Origin of the sequence: Mucilaginibacter sp. SMC90, assembly GCF_022811725.1 — a bacterium.
Classification (GTDB): domain Bacteria; phylum Bacteroidota; class Bacteroidia; order Sphingobacteriales; family Sphingobacteriaceae; genus Mucilaginibacter.
Genome location: NZ_CP094527.1, coordinates 6629034 through 6643087 on the forward strand (window position 1 = coordinate 6629034; position 14054 = coordinate 6643087).

The 14054-nt window shown below is 41.7% G+C and carries 15 protein-coding genes; 10 read left to right on the forward strand and 5 right to left on the reverse strand.

What is annotated here, in order from left to right; genetic code table 11:
- Window positions 1–24: 24 nt before the first annotated feature.
- The 3 genes from MTO98_RS27505 to gyrB form a co-directional block, all read right to left on the reverse strand.
- Window positions 25–687, reverse strand: a complete 663-nt coding sequence (locus MTO98_RS27505) for a hypothetical protein (protein ID WP_243482190.1) — start codon at window positions 685–687, stop codon at window positions 25–27.
- Window positions 684–1022: a PadR family transcriptional regulator gene (locus MTO98_RS27510; RefSeq protein ID WP_243482191.1), complete on the reverse strand. Its 339-nt coding sequence runs from the start codon at window positions 1020–1022 to the stop codon at window positions 684–686. The genes MTO98_RS27505 and MTO98_RS27510 overlap by 4 nt, the downstream gene beginning before the upstream one ends.
- A gap of 139 nt (window positions 1023–1161) precedes the next feature.
- Complete coding sequence (gene gyrB, locus MTO98_RS27515; RefSeq protein WP_243482192.1) at window positions 1162–3120, reverse strand: DNA topoisomerase (ATP-hydrolyzing) subunit B; 1959 nt, start codon at window positions 3118–3120, stop codon at window positions 1162–1164.
- A gap of 456 nt (window positions 3121–3576) precedes the next feature.
- On the opposite strand from gyrB, the gene MTO98_RS27520 reads away from it, so the two are divergent.
- Both MTO98_RS27520 and MTO98_RS27525 read left to right on the forward strand, forming a co-directional pair.
- Entirely contained in the window at window positions 3577–4173 is a 597-nt protein-coding gene (locus MTO98_RS27520) for an OmpH family outer membrane protein (RefSeq protein ID WP_243482193.1), read from the forward strand.
- Between the two features lie 124 nt (window positions 4174–4297).
- Window positions 4298–4777 carry a nucleoside deaminase gene (locus MTO98_RS27525; protein WP_243482194.1) on the forward strand — a complete coding sequence of 160 codons (480 nt, stop codon included), beginning with the start codon at window positions 4298–4300 and terminating at the stop codon, window positions 4775–4777.
- A gap of 134 nt (window positions 4778–4911) precedes the next feature.
- On the opposite strand, the gene MTO98_RS27530 is transcribed toward MTO98_RS27525, so the two are convergent.
- Together MTO98_RS27530 and MTO98_RS27535 are read right to left on the reverse strand one after the other, a co-directional pair.
- On the reverse strand, window positions 4912–5325 hold the full coding sequence (locus MTO98_RS27530; protein ID WP_243482195.1) for an RNA-binding S4 domain-containing protein: 414 nt from the start codon (window positions 5323–5325) through the stop codon (window positions 4912–4914).
- A 236-nt stretch (window positions 5326–5561) separates the two neighbouring features.
- Window positions 5562–5756, reverse strand: coding sequence for a hypothetical protein (locus tag MTO98_RS27535; protein WP_243482196.1), 195 nt, complete (start codon window positions 5754–5756; stop codon window positions 5562–5564).
- 557 nt (window positions 5757–6313) lie between these two features.
- Between MTO98_RS27535 and MTO98_RS27540 the strand changes: the two genes are divergently transcribed.
- The 8 genes from MTO98_RS27540 (at window position 6314) to miaA (ending at window position 13976) form a co-directional block, all read left to right on the forward strand.
- On the forward strand, window positions 6314–7129 hold the full coding sequence (locus tag MTO98_RS27540; RefSeq protein WP_243482197.1) for a 2,3,4,5-tetrahydropyridine-2,6-dicarboxylate N-succinyltransferase: 816 nt from the start codon (window positions 6314–6316) through the stop codon (window positions 7127–7129).
- A gap of 96 nt (window positions 7130–7225) precedes the next feature.
- Window positions 7226–8350 (forward strand): glycosyltransferase family 1 protein, encoded by a 1125-nt coding sequence (locus MTO98_RS27545; protein ID WP_243482198.1) that lies wholly within the window; start codon window positions 7226–7228, stop codon window positions 8348–8350.
- Window positions 8343–8912 (forward strand): L-threonylcarbamoyladenylate synthase, encoded by a 570-nt coding sequence (locus tag MTO98_RS27550; RefSeq protein WP_243482199.1) that lies wholly within the window; start codon window positions 8343–8345, stop codon window positions 8910–8912. The genes MTO98_RS27545 and MTO98_RS27550 overlap by 8 nt, the downstream gene beginning before the upstream one ends.
- A 209-nt stretch (window positions 8913–9121) precedes the next feature.
- Window positions 9122–9550, forward strand: a complete 429-nt coding sequence (locus MTO98_RS27555; protein ID WP_243482200.1) for a hypothetical protein — start codon at window positions 9122–9124, stop codon at window positions 9548–9550.
- 152 nt (window positions 9551–9702) lie between these two features.
- Window positions 9703–11115, forward strand: coding sequence for a CCA tRNA nucleotidyltransferase (locus MTO98_RS27560; protein WP_243482201.1), 1413 nt, complete (start codon window positions 9703–9705; stop codon window positions 11113–11115).
- Window positions 11116–11156: 41 nt separating this feature from the next.
- Window positions 11157–11819 (forward strand): plasmid pRiA4b ORF-3 family protein, encoded by a 663-nt coding sequence (locus MTO98_RS27565; RefSeq protein ID WP_243482202.1) that lies wholly within the window; start codon window positions 11157–11159, stop codon window positions 11817–11819.
- A 105-nt stretch (window positions 11820–11924) separates the two neighbouring features.
- Window positions 11925–13013, forward strand: a complete 1089-nt coding sequence (locus MTO98_RS27570) for a mannose-1-phosphate guanylyltransferase (RefSeq protein ID WP_243482203.1) — start codon at window positions 11925–11927, stop codon at window positions 13011–13013.
- 39 nt (window positions 13014–13052) lie between these two features.
- Window positions 13053–13976, forward strand: coding sequence for a tRNA (adenosine(37)-N6)-dimethylallyltransferase MiaA (gene miaA, locus MTO98_RS27575; protein ID WP_243482204.1), 924 nt, complete (start codon window positions 13053–13055; stop codon window positions 13974–13976).
- Window positions 13977–14054: the final 78 nt, after the last annotated feature.

Genomic DNA, 14054 nt, shown 5'->3' on the forward strand with positions numbered 1-14054 from the left:
TTGTTTGCAAATGTAGGTTAGGTTTTAACGGCTTAAGGAGCTTGATGATTTAAACTGCCTGCAAAAATGTATGGAGGCAAGGTTCAACAAAGTAAACAACATCATTACTATAACCAATATTATTATTGGGGTGTTAGCGATAATTCCAGGTGATACTAAATAAATCACATTAAAGAAAATAGCAGCCGATATCGATGCCTTCTTAATTAAATGCATCCTGAAAAATGAAAGCTTACCATCAACCGTTGTCATTACCCGGTCCCGAAATAAAAAATAAGCATACACCGTGGGTGAACAAGCCATTAAAATATACATTACAAATACAAACGATTTTACCAATCCAACATCGGGAAGCTTGAGGCTCAGCAACAGCACCACAATTGCAAAACCAAGCATTGGCCAGGTGAGGTAATGGTTTAAACTTTGCACCCAGAGCTTTTTTAAACCTTCTTTGTATATGTTTTCATGTTCAACCACAAGCTTTTTTATGCCATCTGTTCCTCCAAGGTGCATATCAACCACCTGCTGAAACAGGCTTTCAATATCACGGCTGTCGCCGGCACGACGGCGCTCTTCAATGGCAGACATAACATGATCAAGAATTTCGTTGTACACATTCCGGTATTTGATTTCGTATACTTTCATACGCTCCTCAATCCATTTTGATTCATCTGCCCGGAGTTTCATTTTACCGTGGGTTTAAGGTTTAATAATGCCTGTAACTGCTCAATAAACAATTGCGCGTCGCTCACTTTACTGGTTACCTCTTTACCACCCTGCTCGGTTAGGCGGTAATATTTACGTACCCGGTTATCAACCACCCGGGTAAAAGTTTCCAGCAACCCATCGGCCTCCAGCTTATGCAGGGCCGGATACAGGGCCCCTTCCGTAAGCATGATCTCACCTGCGGTAACCTCTTTTACCTTTTGTGTAATCTCGTAACCATACATCTGGGCGTTGTCTTCCAGCAGTTTTAGTATAATGGTTTGCAGGGTACCTTTTAGTAGTGGGTTTGTGCTCATAGAGTAAATATATAAATAAATTATATACATAATAAAACTATGTATATAATTTAAAAAGTAACATGCAAAAAGCCCCGCTTTCTTTGCAAAAAGCGGGGCTTAATTATATCAACCTTTCTTTGCCCTTTAGGGGCTGGGGTTATGAATCTATCTTAGCATATTTAGCGTTGCGCTCAATGAATTCGCGGCGCGGGGCAACCTCATCACCCATTAGCATACTGAAGGTATGGTCGCACTCTGCGGCGTTTTCAATGGTAGCACGTTTAAGCGTACGGGTTGCAGGGTTCATGGTAGTATCCCAAAGCTGGATATCGTTCATCTCACCCAAACCTTTGTAACGTTGTACGTGTACGCTATCTTCCTTACCGGCACCTTTAAGGCGCTGTATAGCAGCATCACGCTGTACATCGTTCCAGCAGTATTCAAACTCCTTACCTTTTTTAACCTGGTAAAGCGGCGGCGATGCAATATATACGTAACCAGCCTCAACCAGCTCTTTCATATAACGGAAGAAGAAAGTAAGGATCAGCGTAGTAATGTGTGATCCGTCAACGTCCGCATCCGTCATGATGATGATCTTGTGGTAACGGAGCTTGGTTAAGTTAAGGGCTTTATCATCTTCAGGTGTACCGCGGCTTACGCCCAAGCCGGTAAACATGTTCTTGATCTCCTCGTTTTCGTAAATCTTGTGCTCCATGGCTTTCTCCACGTTCAGGATCTTACCGCGTAACGGTAAAATAGCCTGGTACTCGCGGTTACGGCCCTGTTTGGCGGTACCACCCGCCGAGTCACCTTCGACAAGGAATAACTCGCAAAGGGTTGGATCGCTATTGGCGCAGTCAGACAGTTTACCCGGTAATCCCGAACCTGTCATCACGCTCTTGCGCTGTACCATCTCGCGCGCTTTACGGGCGGCGGCGCGGGCAGTAGCGGCTAATATCACTTTATTAACGATCAGGCGGGCTTCTTTAGGGTTCTCCTCAAGGAAGTTACCCAAAATTTCGCCAACAGCCACGTCAACCGCACCCATCACCTCGTTGTTACCCAACTTGCTTTTGGTTTGGCCTTCAAACTGCGGCTCCTGTACTTTTACCGAAATAATAGCAGTTAATCCTTCACGGAAGTCATCACCGCTAATCTCCACCTTTACGTTTTTCAGCAAGCCTTCTTTATCAGCATATGCTTTCAGCGTACGGGTTAAACCACGACGGAAACCTGCTACGTGTGTACCACCTTCAATGGTGTTGATGTTATTTACGTACGAAAAAACGTTTTCGCTGTAGGTATCATTATACTGCAAAGCCAGCTCAACCGGGATGCCGCCTTTGTTCCCATCCACATAAATTGGCTCAGGAATGATAGAGGTACGTGTACCATCTAAAAACTTAACAAACTCGCGCAAGCCGCCTTCTGAGAAAAACACTTCAGAACGGAAAGTTCCGTCTTCTAAAGCTTCACGCTCGTCGGTCAGGCTAAGGCGGATGCCTTTATTCAAAAATGAAAGCTCACGCAAACGGGCGGCAAGCGTATCATATTTGTATTCGGTAGTTGTAGTAAAAATTTCCGGATCGGGCTGGAAGGTTTGGATGGTACCCGTTTTATCAGATACACCGATTTCCTTAACATCAAACATGGGTTTGCCACGCTCATACTCCTGGGTAAAGATCTTACCCTCACGATGTACAAGGGTCCTGACATGGGTTGACAGTGCGTTAACGCAACTTACACCCACACCGTGCAAACCGCCCGATACTTTGTAGGTATCCTTGTCAAATTTACCACCGGCGTGCAAAACGGTCATTACAATTTCAAGGGCCGATTTACCTTCTTTTGTATTGATACCCGTAGGGATACCACGACCGTTATCTGATACGGTTATGGAATTGCCAACATGTATAGTAACTTTAATATCATCACAGTAACCGGCAAGGGCTTCGTCGATAGAGTTATCAACTACTTCATATACAAGGTGGTGCAAACCTTTAACGCCTGTATCACCAATGTACATCGACGGACGCTTACGCACCGCCTCTAAACCTTCTAAAACCTGTATGTTATCTGCTGAATAATTGGATTTGTCCTGAATTTCTTCGCTCATATTTATTTAATGAAACAACCTTCAAAATTACAAAAAATAACCGGGATTATCGACCATTTGTGGATAAAAGTGCAGTTGTGGAGAGTTGTCTGAATCTGAATTTTAGAATCAACAAAATACTCTGAACCAGGATTTGGGTAGATTTTCATGATTTATCGGATTTGATTTGCCGGGCCTATTTTGCCTGAACCCGAATTGCACGAAACTATTAAAATTTATAGAATTTGCTTAGCACCCTCTTTATTTTGAAATCCTGTAATTCAGATTCAGGCAAAAAAGTAGCGGAATCAAAAACCATCAATAGTCAAAATCGGTGTAATCCCAGAAACAAAAATCAATCAACGTAATCTTCAAAAAACAAATCCGAAATCGAAAATCCGATATTCGAAATCATTAGGATACTTGCAATGAAAGATTATCTTTGTCAAAATTTTATAATATTTTCAGATTAGTATAATGAAAACCAGTGCTTCAATTTTAACCAAGCTTACTTTAGGATTAGCCATTGCAGGTAGCGTTGCCGCTTGTAACCAAAATAAAACTGCCGATAAACCGGCTGCTGCCGCAACCACAGCAACTCCTGATAAAGAAACCATTGTTTATGTAAACTCTGATTCTTTATTGAACAAGTACGAGTACTTTAAAGATCTTTCAAAACGTCTTGAAGACAAAGGCAAAGCTTCGCAAACAGACCTGCAAAACCGCGGTCAGGCTTTTCAGCGCCAGGTTGCCGAATACCAAAAAAATCAGGCTACCATGTCGGCCGATCAGCGCCAGGCTACCGAGCAACAATTGCAACGTAAACAACAGGAGTTACAAGGTTATTCGCAAAATGCAGGTGCCGAGTTCCAGAATGAGCAAGCCTCTGAAAATGCTAAACTGTATGATAAAATTGCTGATTTTGTAAAAGTTTATGCTAAAGAAAAAGGCTACAAACTGGTTTTAACTTATTCAAAAGCTAACCCAACCGTATTATATGGTGACCCTGCTTTAGACGTTACCGTTGATGTTGCCAAACGTCTTAACGAAGCTTACGCTAAAGACAAGAAATAATATACGATTTGAAAATTTGATGATGTAGTAATTTAAAAATTACAAGTCATTTTCAAATATTCAAATTGACACATTTTCAAATTAAAACCTCAACTTCGGTTGAGGTTTTTTAATTTAGGGCAATATGGAAAATACGGCACACGAAAAATTTATGCGCATAGCCATTGAACTGGCCGAAGACAATGTAAAACGGGGAATAGGCGGCCCTTTTGGAGCTGTAATAGTTAAAGACGGTATGATTGTAGCCCGAAGCGCCAACCGTGTTGTGCCCACTAATGACCCTACCGCACATGCCGAAGTTTCGGTGATCCGCCTGGCCTGCCAGGAACTGGAGACTTATAATTTAGCAGGATGCGAAATTTACACCAGCTGCGAGCCCTGCCCCATGTGCCTGGGCGCCATTTACTGGGCACGCATTGATAAAATTTATTACGCCAATACCAAAGCTGATGCTGCCGCAATAGGTTTCGACGATCATTTTATTTATGATGAACTGGAAAATCCGATGGACAAACGCAAGCTTCCATTTGTACAGATTCTTCGTGATGAGGCATTAACAGCCTTTAAACTTTGGGAAACCACCGAGCATAAGGATCATTATTGACCGGGATTTGGGTGGATTTGCCGGATTAATAGGATTTCACTTACACTTGCAGGCAAGCCCAATTAATATTGGCTCAGATTATCCTTGCAAAGCAAATCCTATAATCCTAAAAATCCGTTTAATCCAGGTTCAGACTAATCCTGGCTCTCTTCCTTCTCTTCAAAAAAATTATCTTTCAGATCATCAATCTCGCGCCTGTCGGCCTTGGTAGGGCGACCTGTACCGCGGTCGCGTTTAAGTATCGGGGCGTGAAACATTGATTTAAACGCCTGAGTTTGCTCAACCGGGGTTATATCTTCATAAAAATTTACAGCAGTTTTAGCATCCACCCGATTTTCGAGCAAGCCGGTTACCTTTACCTCCTTACGTTCAATGCCTTTTGCAACCTGGTAAACATCACCAATTTTCACCTCGTACGATGGTTTGATATTTTTGCCATCCAGCTTAATACGTCCTGCTTTGCAAGCATCAGAGGCCAATGTACGGGTTTTAAAAACGCGGATGGCCCACAGGTATTTATCTATTCTCAGTTTCTCTTTTTCGGCCATATTATTAAATTTCCTTTATACCTTGCAGCCAATCTATTGACTAATTATCTATCCTCTACGTATAAATATCAGAGCCAGTTTACGGCGTAGGCGCTACACTAAAAAGCAAGCGCCTCAATCCAGCTGTTATCGCGTAATAGCACAAGGTATCAAATTTCAAATCTACAGCTTTTAGTACAGCTTCGCCATAGCTTACTTTAACAATAAACATTCAGCTAACGATATAATCGTAAAACTTATTTGGACAGATCTCTTTTTTTAAACTTACGATAAAGGTATTCGGCATAACCAACGCTAACGTAATCAGGAAATTTCCAGTTGGGATAATAGCGTTTTTTGATGTATTTAAGCGTACCAAAAAACAAAACGCCTAAAATAAGCAGCAATGCCAGGCCAAGTAAAATAATGGCAGATAGTACAAATGGGGTCATACTTTTGGGGGAATGGGGGATTAAAGTGATAAATTAAAGGCAAAAATTCACTAAGTCAATATCTTATTACTTAAAGAAAACACTTATACGCTAAATAACACCGTGATGTTCGCCGCGTCGATAATTTATCTGCCTTAAAATGAGGTACCGTTAAAAAAGTAAAGCCTCCCCGACACTCGCTGTCCGGAAGGCTTTTGACACCTAATTAGTTTAAACGTTGGTTTTCGTTTATATAAAATTAAAGCTTCCTTAACGTCTTTTTATATACTGTTAACTGATTGTCCGCATATTGTATACATGTGTGAAAATCAAGGCGCTGAAAATCAAAACACTATACGCAACATATCAATTATACTCACATATTTTCCCGGTGTGTTGCTAATGCAGTGTTAAAATCAAAACCACCCCAAATCAAAATTGAATTTATAAACAGCAATTGCTTCGGGATCCGCGTTGAAAATCCCCGCGTTTATCGTCGGCCATCGTCAGATACATCTTTTAAAATCAACTATATTTCCTTAAAAATCCTTTAATTTGCCAAAAGTTTAATTTTACCAATGCAAGATCTTAAAAAACTGATTGAAGAGGCCTGGGAAGACAGGAACCTGCTTAACTACAATGAATATACCAACGCCATTGAAACCGTTATTGATAGGTTAGACAAAGGCGAGATCCGTGTAGCTGAACCTATTGGTACACGCTGGCATGTAAATGAGTGGATAAAAAAGGCGGTTGTTTTGTATTTCCCTACCAGGCATATGGAAGAAATTAAAACCGGTCCTTTTGTATTTCATGATAAAATGAAACTCAAAACCGATTACAAACAAACCGGCGTTCGTGTAGTACCTCATGGTATTGCCCGTTACGGTGCTCACCTTGCAAAAGGCGTTATCATGATGCCATCGTACGTAAACATTGGCGCTTATGTTGATGAAGGTACCATGGTTGATACCTGGGCTACTGTTGGTTCATGCGCGCAAATTGGCAAACACGTACACTTGAGTGGTGGTGTTGGTATTGGCGGTGTGTTAGAGCCTTTACAGGCTGCACCGGTTATTATTGAAGATAACTGCTTTATCGGTTCACGTGCTATTGTTGTTGAAGGCGTACATGTTGAGCATGAGGCGGTATTAGGTGCAAATGTTGTATTAACAGCATCAACCAAAATTATCGACGTAACCCACAGCACACCGATTGAATATAAAGGCCGTGTACCCGCCCGTTCGGTAGTGATCCCGGGCTCATATACCAAAAAATTTGCTGCCGGCGAATACCAGGTGCCTTGTGCCCTGATCATCGGCACCCGTAAGGAATCGACAGATAAAAAAACATCATTGAATGATGCCCTGCGTGAAAATAACGTAGCGGTATAATTTAGATGTGAGACTTGAGATATGAGATTTGAGATAATGCTTTATATGCATTTTTATAATCTCATATCTCATATCTAACATCTCATATCTAAAAACATGAAGATAGGATACGATGCTAAACGGGCTTTTTACAATAATACCGGCTTAGGTAATTACAGCCGCTGGTTAATTAAAGGCATAGCATCACTCAATCCGGTTAACGCTTTATATTTATATACGCCAAAGGCAAAAGCCAATCCCAGGCTTAATTTTATTGGCGATTATCCCAACATCCACACTGTTACCCCAAAAAGCAAATGGTTTACGTCATGGTGGCGCAGCCGGGGGATTGTTAACAATTTAAAACGCGATGGTATTGAACTGTATCATGGTTTAAGTCACGAGCTTCCTTCAGGTATAGAACAAACCGGGATCAAGTCGGTAGTTACCGTGCATGACCTTATCTTTATGCGCTCCCCCAAACAGTTTGGGCCGGTAAACTATCGCATCTATTTAGCCAAGATAAAGCACGCCTGCCGGGTTGCCGATAGCATCATCGCCATAAGCCAAAAAACAAAAGACGATCTGGTTGAGCTGCTTGGCATCGATCCTAATAAAATCGAAGTTATATACCAGGGATGTGATCCTTCGTTTGCAATTGAACAAACTGCTCCGCAAAAATCGGCAGTAAAAGAAAAATACAGCCTGCCCAATAGCTTTATACTGAGCGTTGGCACTATTGAAGAACGTAAAAACCTGCTGCTAACCGTTAAAGCTTTAAAAAAGGCTGATGATATAAAACTTGTTGTGGTTGGTAAAGAAACCAAATACACAGAACAGGTTAAAGCTTATTTAACGGCCAATAATTTAAACCACCGGGTAATGTTTTTAAAAGACGTTACCTTTGCAGAGTTACCTGCTGTTTACCAGCTGGCATCGGTATTTGTTTATCCATCCCGATACGAAGGCTTCGGCATCCCCGTATTGGAAGCCTTAAACTCCGGCACCCCGGTTATAGCGGCAACAGGCTCATGCCTTGAGGAAGCCGGCGGGCCCGGCAGTCTTTATGTTAACCCGGATGATGATGCCGGTCTTGCAGAAAAACTGAACAGGGTGCTTAGTGACGATGGCTTAAGGCAAACCATGATAACTAAAGGCCGCGCTTATGCAGCCAATTTTACTGATGATAAACTAAGCCGGCAGTTAATGCGGCATTACCAAAATATTTTGAACCATGCTTAGAGACGAAGTAGCCAAAGCTTTAAAAATTGTACAGGACGGCGGCATTATCCTTTACCCTACCGATACCATTTGGGGTATAGGCTGCGACGCCACCAATACCGAAGCCATTCAAAAGATCTATCGCCTTAAACAGCGCGATGAGGCTAAAAGTATGATCATTTTGCTGGATACCGAAAACAAGCTGGAAAGCTATATTACCGAAGTAAACCCGCTTGCCTTTGAACTAATTGAATATGCCGAAAACCCGTTAACGCTGGTAATGCCCGGCGCTAAAAACATCTCGCCGGCTTTAATTGCAGCCGATGGCAGCGTAGGGATCAGGGTTGTAAAAGACACCCCTTTTTGCCAACAATTAATCCAGCGTTTGCGCAAACCGCTGGTGTCAACTTCGGCCAATATCAGCGGCAAGCCATCGCCCCAGTATTTTTCGCAGATTGACCAGGAAATTATTGATGGCGTTGATTATGTGGTTGACTTGGAACAGCATAGCAAAGAGATCAAAACGCCCTCAACTATTATGAAGCTGGCACCTGATGGCAGGTTTGAGTTTTTGAGGCGGTAATTGGGGCGGTAGCATAAACTACAGTCATATTTATTCGAGACCACTGACCTCCAATAACGGGTATTTCAGAGCATGGGCACGTAATTGAACCATTAGGAAATACTGGACTGGACTTGGGCATTTACCTCAAAATCATATACTTTCGGGAATGTTCCGGTTCTGTATCAAAAATTTCAGGATGGAATTCTTCATTCAAGGCCCTTAGGACAATGATCAAAACTATATTAGAAGAAATAAAAAGTAATTATAAGAACTTTCATGACGGTTTGGTTCTTGAAGTTAATTACCATCCTTCTAATAATGGATTCAAGCAAGGCAGTATTGCTATAGCTACAGTATTGTTGCAGGCTAAAAACCATCAAACAGATAAGATTGAGAGGGTGAAAATCATCTTTGAAGAAGTCGTAAAGTTTAACTTCTTTGAAAGCCCCCAATTTTGCAGCTCGGTTATATTTGAGGCTTTTATTGGCACGATCGAGAACCTAATTGTCTTTGACTTTTTCGCACTACAGGTAGACGGACGTGATAAATTAGCTGAGGACCCAAAATCCAGCTTTGTTATTCACTGTAAAAAAATAAAGTTTGAAAAACAGCCTTCTGAAGGCCCCACGTTGTTCCTTCCGCCGTCCGAAGTTTAAACTATGTCTGTAGTCTGTGATTAAAGGATTACGTTAGCACCATTTCACCGTCCATTTTTACTGCACACAATCCCACGATTTTCAATTTACAAGGCATAGTTTCTAATTAATCTTACCTTTGTACCCTTATTAGCGTTTTCAGTACATAATTTATGCATCAATACCTGCAGCACCCCGTATTTTCTGTTATATCCCGCCTTGCGGGCGAACAAAATGTACAGGCTTATGCCATTGGTGGTTTTGTGCGTGATATTTTCCTGAACCGCCCGTCTAAGGATATCGACATTGTAATTATTGGCAATGGCATTGCCTTTGCCGAAACGGTAGCAGCTAATCTTAAAGTTAAACTGGCGGTTTATAAAAACTTCGGCACGGCATCACTTAAATACCGCGACCTGGAAGTTGAATTTGTTGGTGCCCGTAAAGAATCATACCGCCGCGATTCGCGCAAGCCTATTGTGGAGAACGGTACTTTAGAAGACGACCAGAAACGCCGCGATTTTACCATCAACGCACTGGCTATTTCGCTGCATCCGGATACTTTTGGTGAGTTGCTTGATCCTTTCAACGGCATCACAGATCTGGAAAATAAACTGATCCGCACGCCGCTTAATCCCAATGAAACATTTTCTGACGATCCGCTGCGCATGATGCGGGCCATCAGGTTTGCTACACAACTTAACTTCAGGATAGATGATATTGCCGTTGAGGCTATTAAAACCACTGCCGAAAGGATCAGTATTATATCGCAGGAGCGTATCACTGACGAGCTGAACAAGATCATCCTCTCGCCGGTCCCATCAATCGGGTTTAAATACTTGTTTGATACCGGGCTGCTGCATAAGATCTTCCCGCAGATGGTAGCGCTTTACGGAGTTGACTATGTAGATGGCAAAGGCCATAAAGATAACTTTTATCATACCTTGCAGGTGCTTGATAATATTTGTGAAACCACCGATGATCTTTGGCTGCGCTGGGCCGCTATATTACACGATATAGCCAAGCCGGCCACCAAGCGTTTCGAGCCAGGCCACGGCTGGACCTTTCACGGCCATGAAGACCGCGGGGCACGCATGGTGCCCAAGATCTTTGCACAGCTTAAACTGCCGCTTAATGAAAAAATGAAGCAGGTTCAAAAACTGGTGCAACTGCATTTAAGGCCTATAGTGCTTTCACAATCCATAGTTACCGACTCGGCAGTACGGCGTTTGCTTTTTGATGCAGGAGATGACATTGAGGCACTGATGCTGTTGTGTAAAGCAGACATCACCACCAAAAATGAATATAAGGTTAAAAAGTATCGTAACAATTTTGAACTCGTTCAACAAAAATTAAAAGATGTTGAAGAGCGCGATAGCATCCGCAACTGGCAACCGCCGGTTACAGGCAACGATATCATGACTATGTTTGGTATAAAAGAAGGCCGCGAAGTAGGAATAATCAAAAATCAGATCCGTGAGGCTATCCTGGAAGGCGAGATTCCCAACAATCGCGATGCCGCATTAAACTTCACAATTAGCAAAGGGCTGGAAATTGGCTTAAAAGTTGTGACTAATCCAAATTAAATTAAAACATTATTATTTTTGTCCAAAATCTACAATAAGCAATGGCAGTATACAGGTTCAGGGTTACTTTTGAAGACTACGATGACGTTACGAGAGAAATTGATGTAAAATCAAATCAAACTTTCGAAGATCTTCACCGCGCAATTCATCAGTCAACCGGTTATAATCCGGAATTTTCTTCATCATTTTATATCAGTAATGATCAGTGGACCAAAGGTGAAGAAATAACTTACCTGCCTAACCAAAGGCGTATTGACCGCGGCGTTTCATTGATGAATAAAGTTAAGTTGTTAAGTTTCATTGATGATCCGCATCAAAAATTTTACTACACATTCAATTTCGACCGTCCGTTTGATTTTCATGTTGAACTGATGAAGATCATTTTAGATGAAACACCAGGTACCACCTATCCTTCGGTTGTAAAATCAGTGGGTGAGGCCCCAAAACAATTTGGCAACTCGTTTAATCCTACCGTTTTACCGCCAACTACCGAAGACTTTGACTTCCTGAACGAAATGGCCTTTAATCCAGAGGATGCAGAAGATTTTTCGGAAGTCACTGACACTGATGAACTACCGGAAGAAAAACACGCAGGTGGAGGAGATGAAGAAGAAGAGGAAGATGAATTCGGCAACGAATTTAGCGACGATGAAGGCTTTGACGATGACGAAAGGCCAAGTCGTGGCAGTAGCGACGATTATTAAAAATAAAAAACGAGTATATAAATAATATACTCGTTTTTTATGTCAGATCATATCGCCCGCATTTTGCACTTTAAACAATTCACATAAAACTTACCCCCATTGTTAATGAAAAACAAAAATTACTATGCCATTATTATGGCCGGCGGAATTGGAAGCCGCTTTTGGCCGATAAGCCGTACATCGCATCCTAAACAGTTTATTGATATACTTGGTACCGGTAAAACCTTAATACAAAACACATACGAACGTTTTCTGAAAGTATGCCCCAAAGAAAATATATACATTGTTACCAATGAAAATTACACCAAACTTGTAAAACAGCAGCTGCCGGATATGGAGGATCAGCAGATCCTTACCGAACCGGTAATGCGTAACACGGCACCTTGTGTTGCTTACGGCTGTTTTAAAATTGAAAGCCTTAACCCTGATGCCGCCATTGTAGTAGCCCCTTCCGATCAGCAGATCCTGGACGAAGATGCTTTTGTTGCTGCCATTGAAAAATCATTGCAAACCGCTGCCGCTAACGATTACCTGATTACGCTGGGTATTAAACCATCAAGGCCTGATACCGGTTATGGATATATCCAGTATACCGATAACATTATCAACGACGAGTTTCATAAAGTAAAAACTTTCACCGAAAAGCCCACCCTTGAGATAGCAAAAACGTTTATTCAAAGCGGTGACTTTTTGTGGAACGCGGGCATTTTTGTTTGGTCGGCCAAAACTATTGTTAAGGCGTTTGGACAGTACCTGCCCGAGATGCACGAGATTTTTGCCGATGCAAAGTCGGTTTATAACTCAGACAATGAAAAGCCCCACGTCCATAATGTGTACCAGCAATGCGTTAACATCTCGATAGATTATGGCATTATGGAAAAAGCTGATAACGTGTATGTTTTACCATCAGATTTTGGATGGAGCGATTTGGGCACCTGGGCATCAATATATGACCTGGCCGAAAAAGATTATGTAGGTAATGCTGTGATCCCGGCCGAAAAGGTAATCATGTACGATTCATCAAACTGTATGGTAAACGTACCGGGCGAAAAACTGGTAATACTACAGGGCCTGCATGATTATATTGTAGTAGAATCAAATAACTCACTGCTTATTTGCCCACGAGATCAGGAGCAAAATATCAAACAGGTTGTGGCTGATGTGAAAAGTAAATTTGGAACGGTATATATATAAACTGATACCTTTTAATATTAATATAAATAAGCTGGGCCAATGAATATATCTCATAATGGTAAAACCCTTATCGTAGTTGTCGGTCCTACCGCAGTTGGTAAAACAGTCGCGGCTATTAAATTGGCCCAGCATTTCGATACAGTAGTGGTTTCGGCCGATTCAAGGCAGTTTTTCAGGGAAATGAGTATTGGTACTGCCAAACCAGATGAAAGTGAATTAGCTGCTGCCAAACACTATTTTATCAACTCGCATTCCATCTCCGAAAGCTTTTCTGTCGGTGATTTTGAAAAACAAGGGCTGGCACTTTTAGATGAGCTTTTTAAAACACATGATCATGTGATCCTGGCAGGCGGATCGGGCTTGTATATTAAAGCCATTTGTGAAGGCTTTGATGATTTGCCTGTCGCTGATATTTCTGTACGTGAACAACTAAACCTGCAACTGGAAAAAGAAGGGATTGCAACACTGCAGGAAAAACTACAACAGGTGGACCCGGATTATTATACCCAAGTCGATCTTAATAATCCACAGCGTATTATCAGGGCATTGGAAGTTTTTGAAACTTCAGGCAAACCGTTTTCCTCCTATCGTAAAGCCACTATCAATAAAAGGCCTTTCAATATTATCAAACTGGCACTTGATATGCCACGCGAAAAATTATATGAGCGCATAAACCTGCGTGTTGATACAATGGTTGAGCAAGGGCTGATTGAAGAAGTAAAAACGCTCCTGCCCCACCGCCAATTGAATGCATTAAATACAGTGGGCTATGCAGAACTGTTTGATCACTTTGATGGCAAGACCAATCTTGATGAAGCACTTTTGCTCATAAAACAAAATACCAGGCGCTTTGCCAAAAGGCAGCTCACCTGGTTCAGAAAAGATAAAGATTTTATTTGGTTTGATGCCGGTGCTGATGATGTTATCAACCAAATGATCAAAACAATTGAAGCGCATGCTTAAATCTGTTAAATAGACAGCAGGCTTCAAATAAACCAAAGAATAAGCATTGCCCATCTGTGTTAAATTCCAAATAGATAG

Bases quoted from the DNA above. Each gene is read 5' to 3' on its own strand.
- MTO98_RS27505 (WP_243482190.1), bottom strand. From the start codon at position 687: ATGAAACTCCGGGCAGATGAATCAAAATGGATTGAGGAGCGTATGAAA.
- MTO98_RS27510 (WP_243482191.1), bottom strand. From the start codon at position 1,022: ATGAGCACAAACCCACTACTAAAAGGTACCCTGCAAACCATTATACTA.
- gyrB (WP_243482192.1), bottom strand. From the start codon at position 3,120: ATGAGCGAAGAAATTCAGGACAAATCCAATTATTCAGCAGATAACATA.
- MTO98_RS27520 (WP_243482193.1), top strand. From the start codon at position 3,577: ATGAAAACCAGTGCTTCAATTTTAACCAAGCTTACTTTAGGATTAGCC.
- MTO98_RS27525 (WP_243482194.1), top strand. From the start codon at position 4,298: ATGGAAAATACGGCACACGAAAAATTTATGCGCATAGCCATTGAACTG.
- MTO98_RS27530 (WP_243482195.1), bottom strand. From the start codon at position 5,325: ATGGCCGAAAAAGAGAAACTGAGAATAGATAAATACCTGTGGGCCATC.
- MTO98_RS27535 (WP_243482196.1), bottom strand. From the start codon at position 5,756: ATGACCCCATTTGTACTATCTGCCATTATTTTACTTGGCCTGGCATTG.
- MTO98_RS27540 (WP_243482197.1), top strand. From the start codon at position 6,314: ATGCAAGATCTTAAAAAACTGATTGAAGAGGCCTGGGAAGACAGGAAC.
- MTO98_RS27545 (WP_243482198.1), top strand. From the start codon at position 7,226: ATGAAGATAGGATACGATGCTAAACGGGCTTTTTACAATAATACCGGC.
- MTO98_RS27550 (WP_243482199.1), top strand. From the start codon at position 8,343: ATGCTTAGAGACGAAGTAGCCAAAGCTTTAAAAATTGTACAGGACGGC.
- MTO98_RS27555 (WP_243482200.1), top strand. From the start codon at position 9,122: ATGATCAAAACTATATTAGAAGAAATAAAAAGTAATTATAAGAACTTT.
- MTO98_RS27560 (WP_243482201.1), top strand. From the start codon at position 9,703: ATGCATCAATACCTGCAGCACCCCGTATTTTCTGTTATATCCCGCCTT.
- MTO98_RS27565 (WP_243482202.1), top strand. From the start codon at position 11,157: ATGGCAGTATACAGGTTCAGGGTTACTTTTGAAGACTACGATGACGTT.
- MTO98_RS27570 (WP_243482203.1), top strand. From the start codon at position 11,925: ATGAAAAACAAAAATTACTATGCCATTATTATGGCCGGCGGAATTGGA.
- miaA (WP_243482204.1), top strand. From the start codon at position 13,053: ATGAATATATCTCATAATGGTAAAACCCTTATCGTAGTTGTCGGTCCT.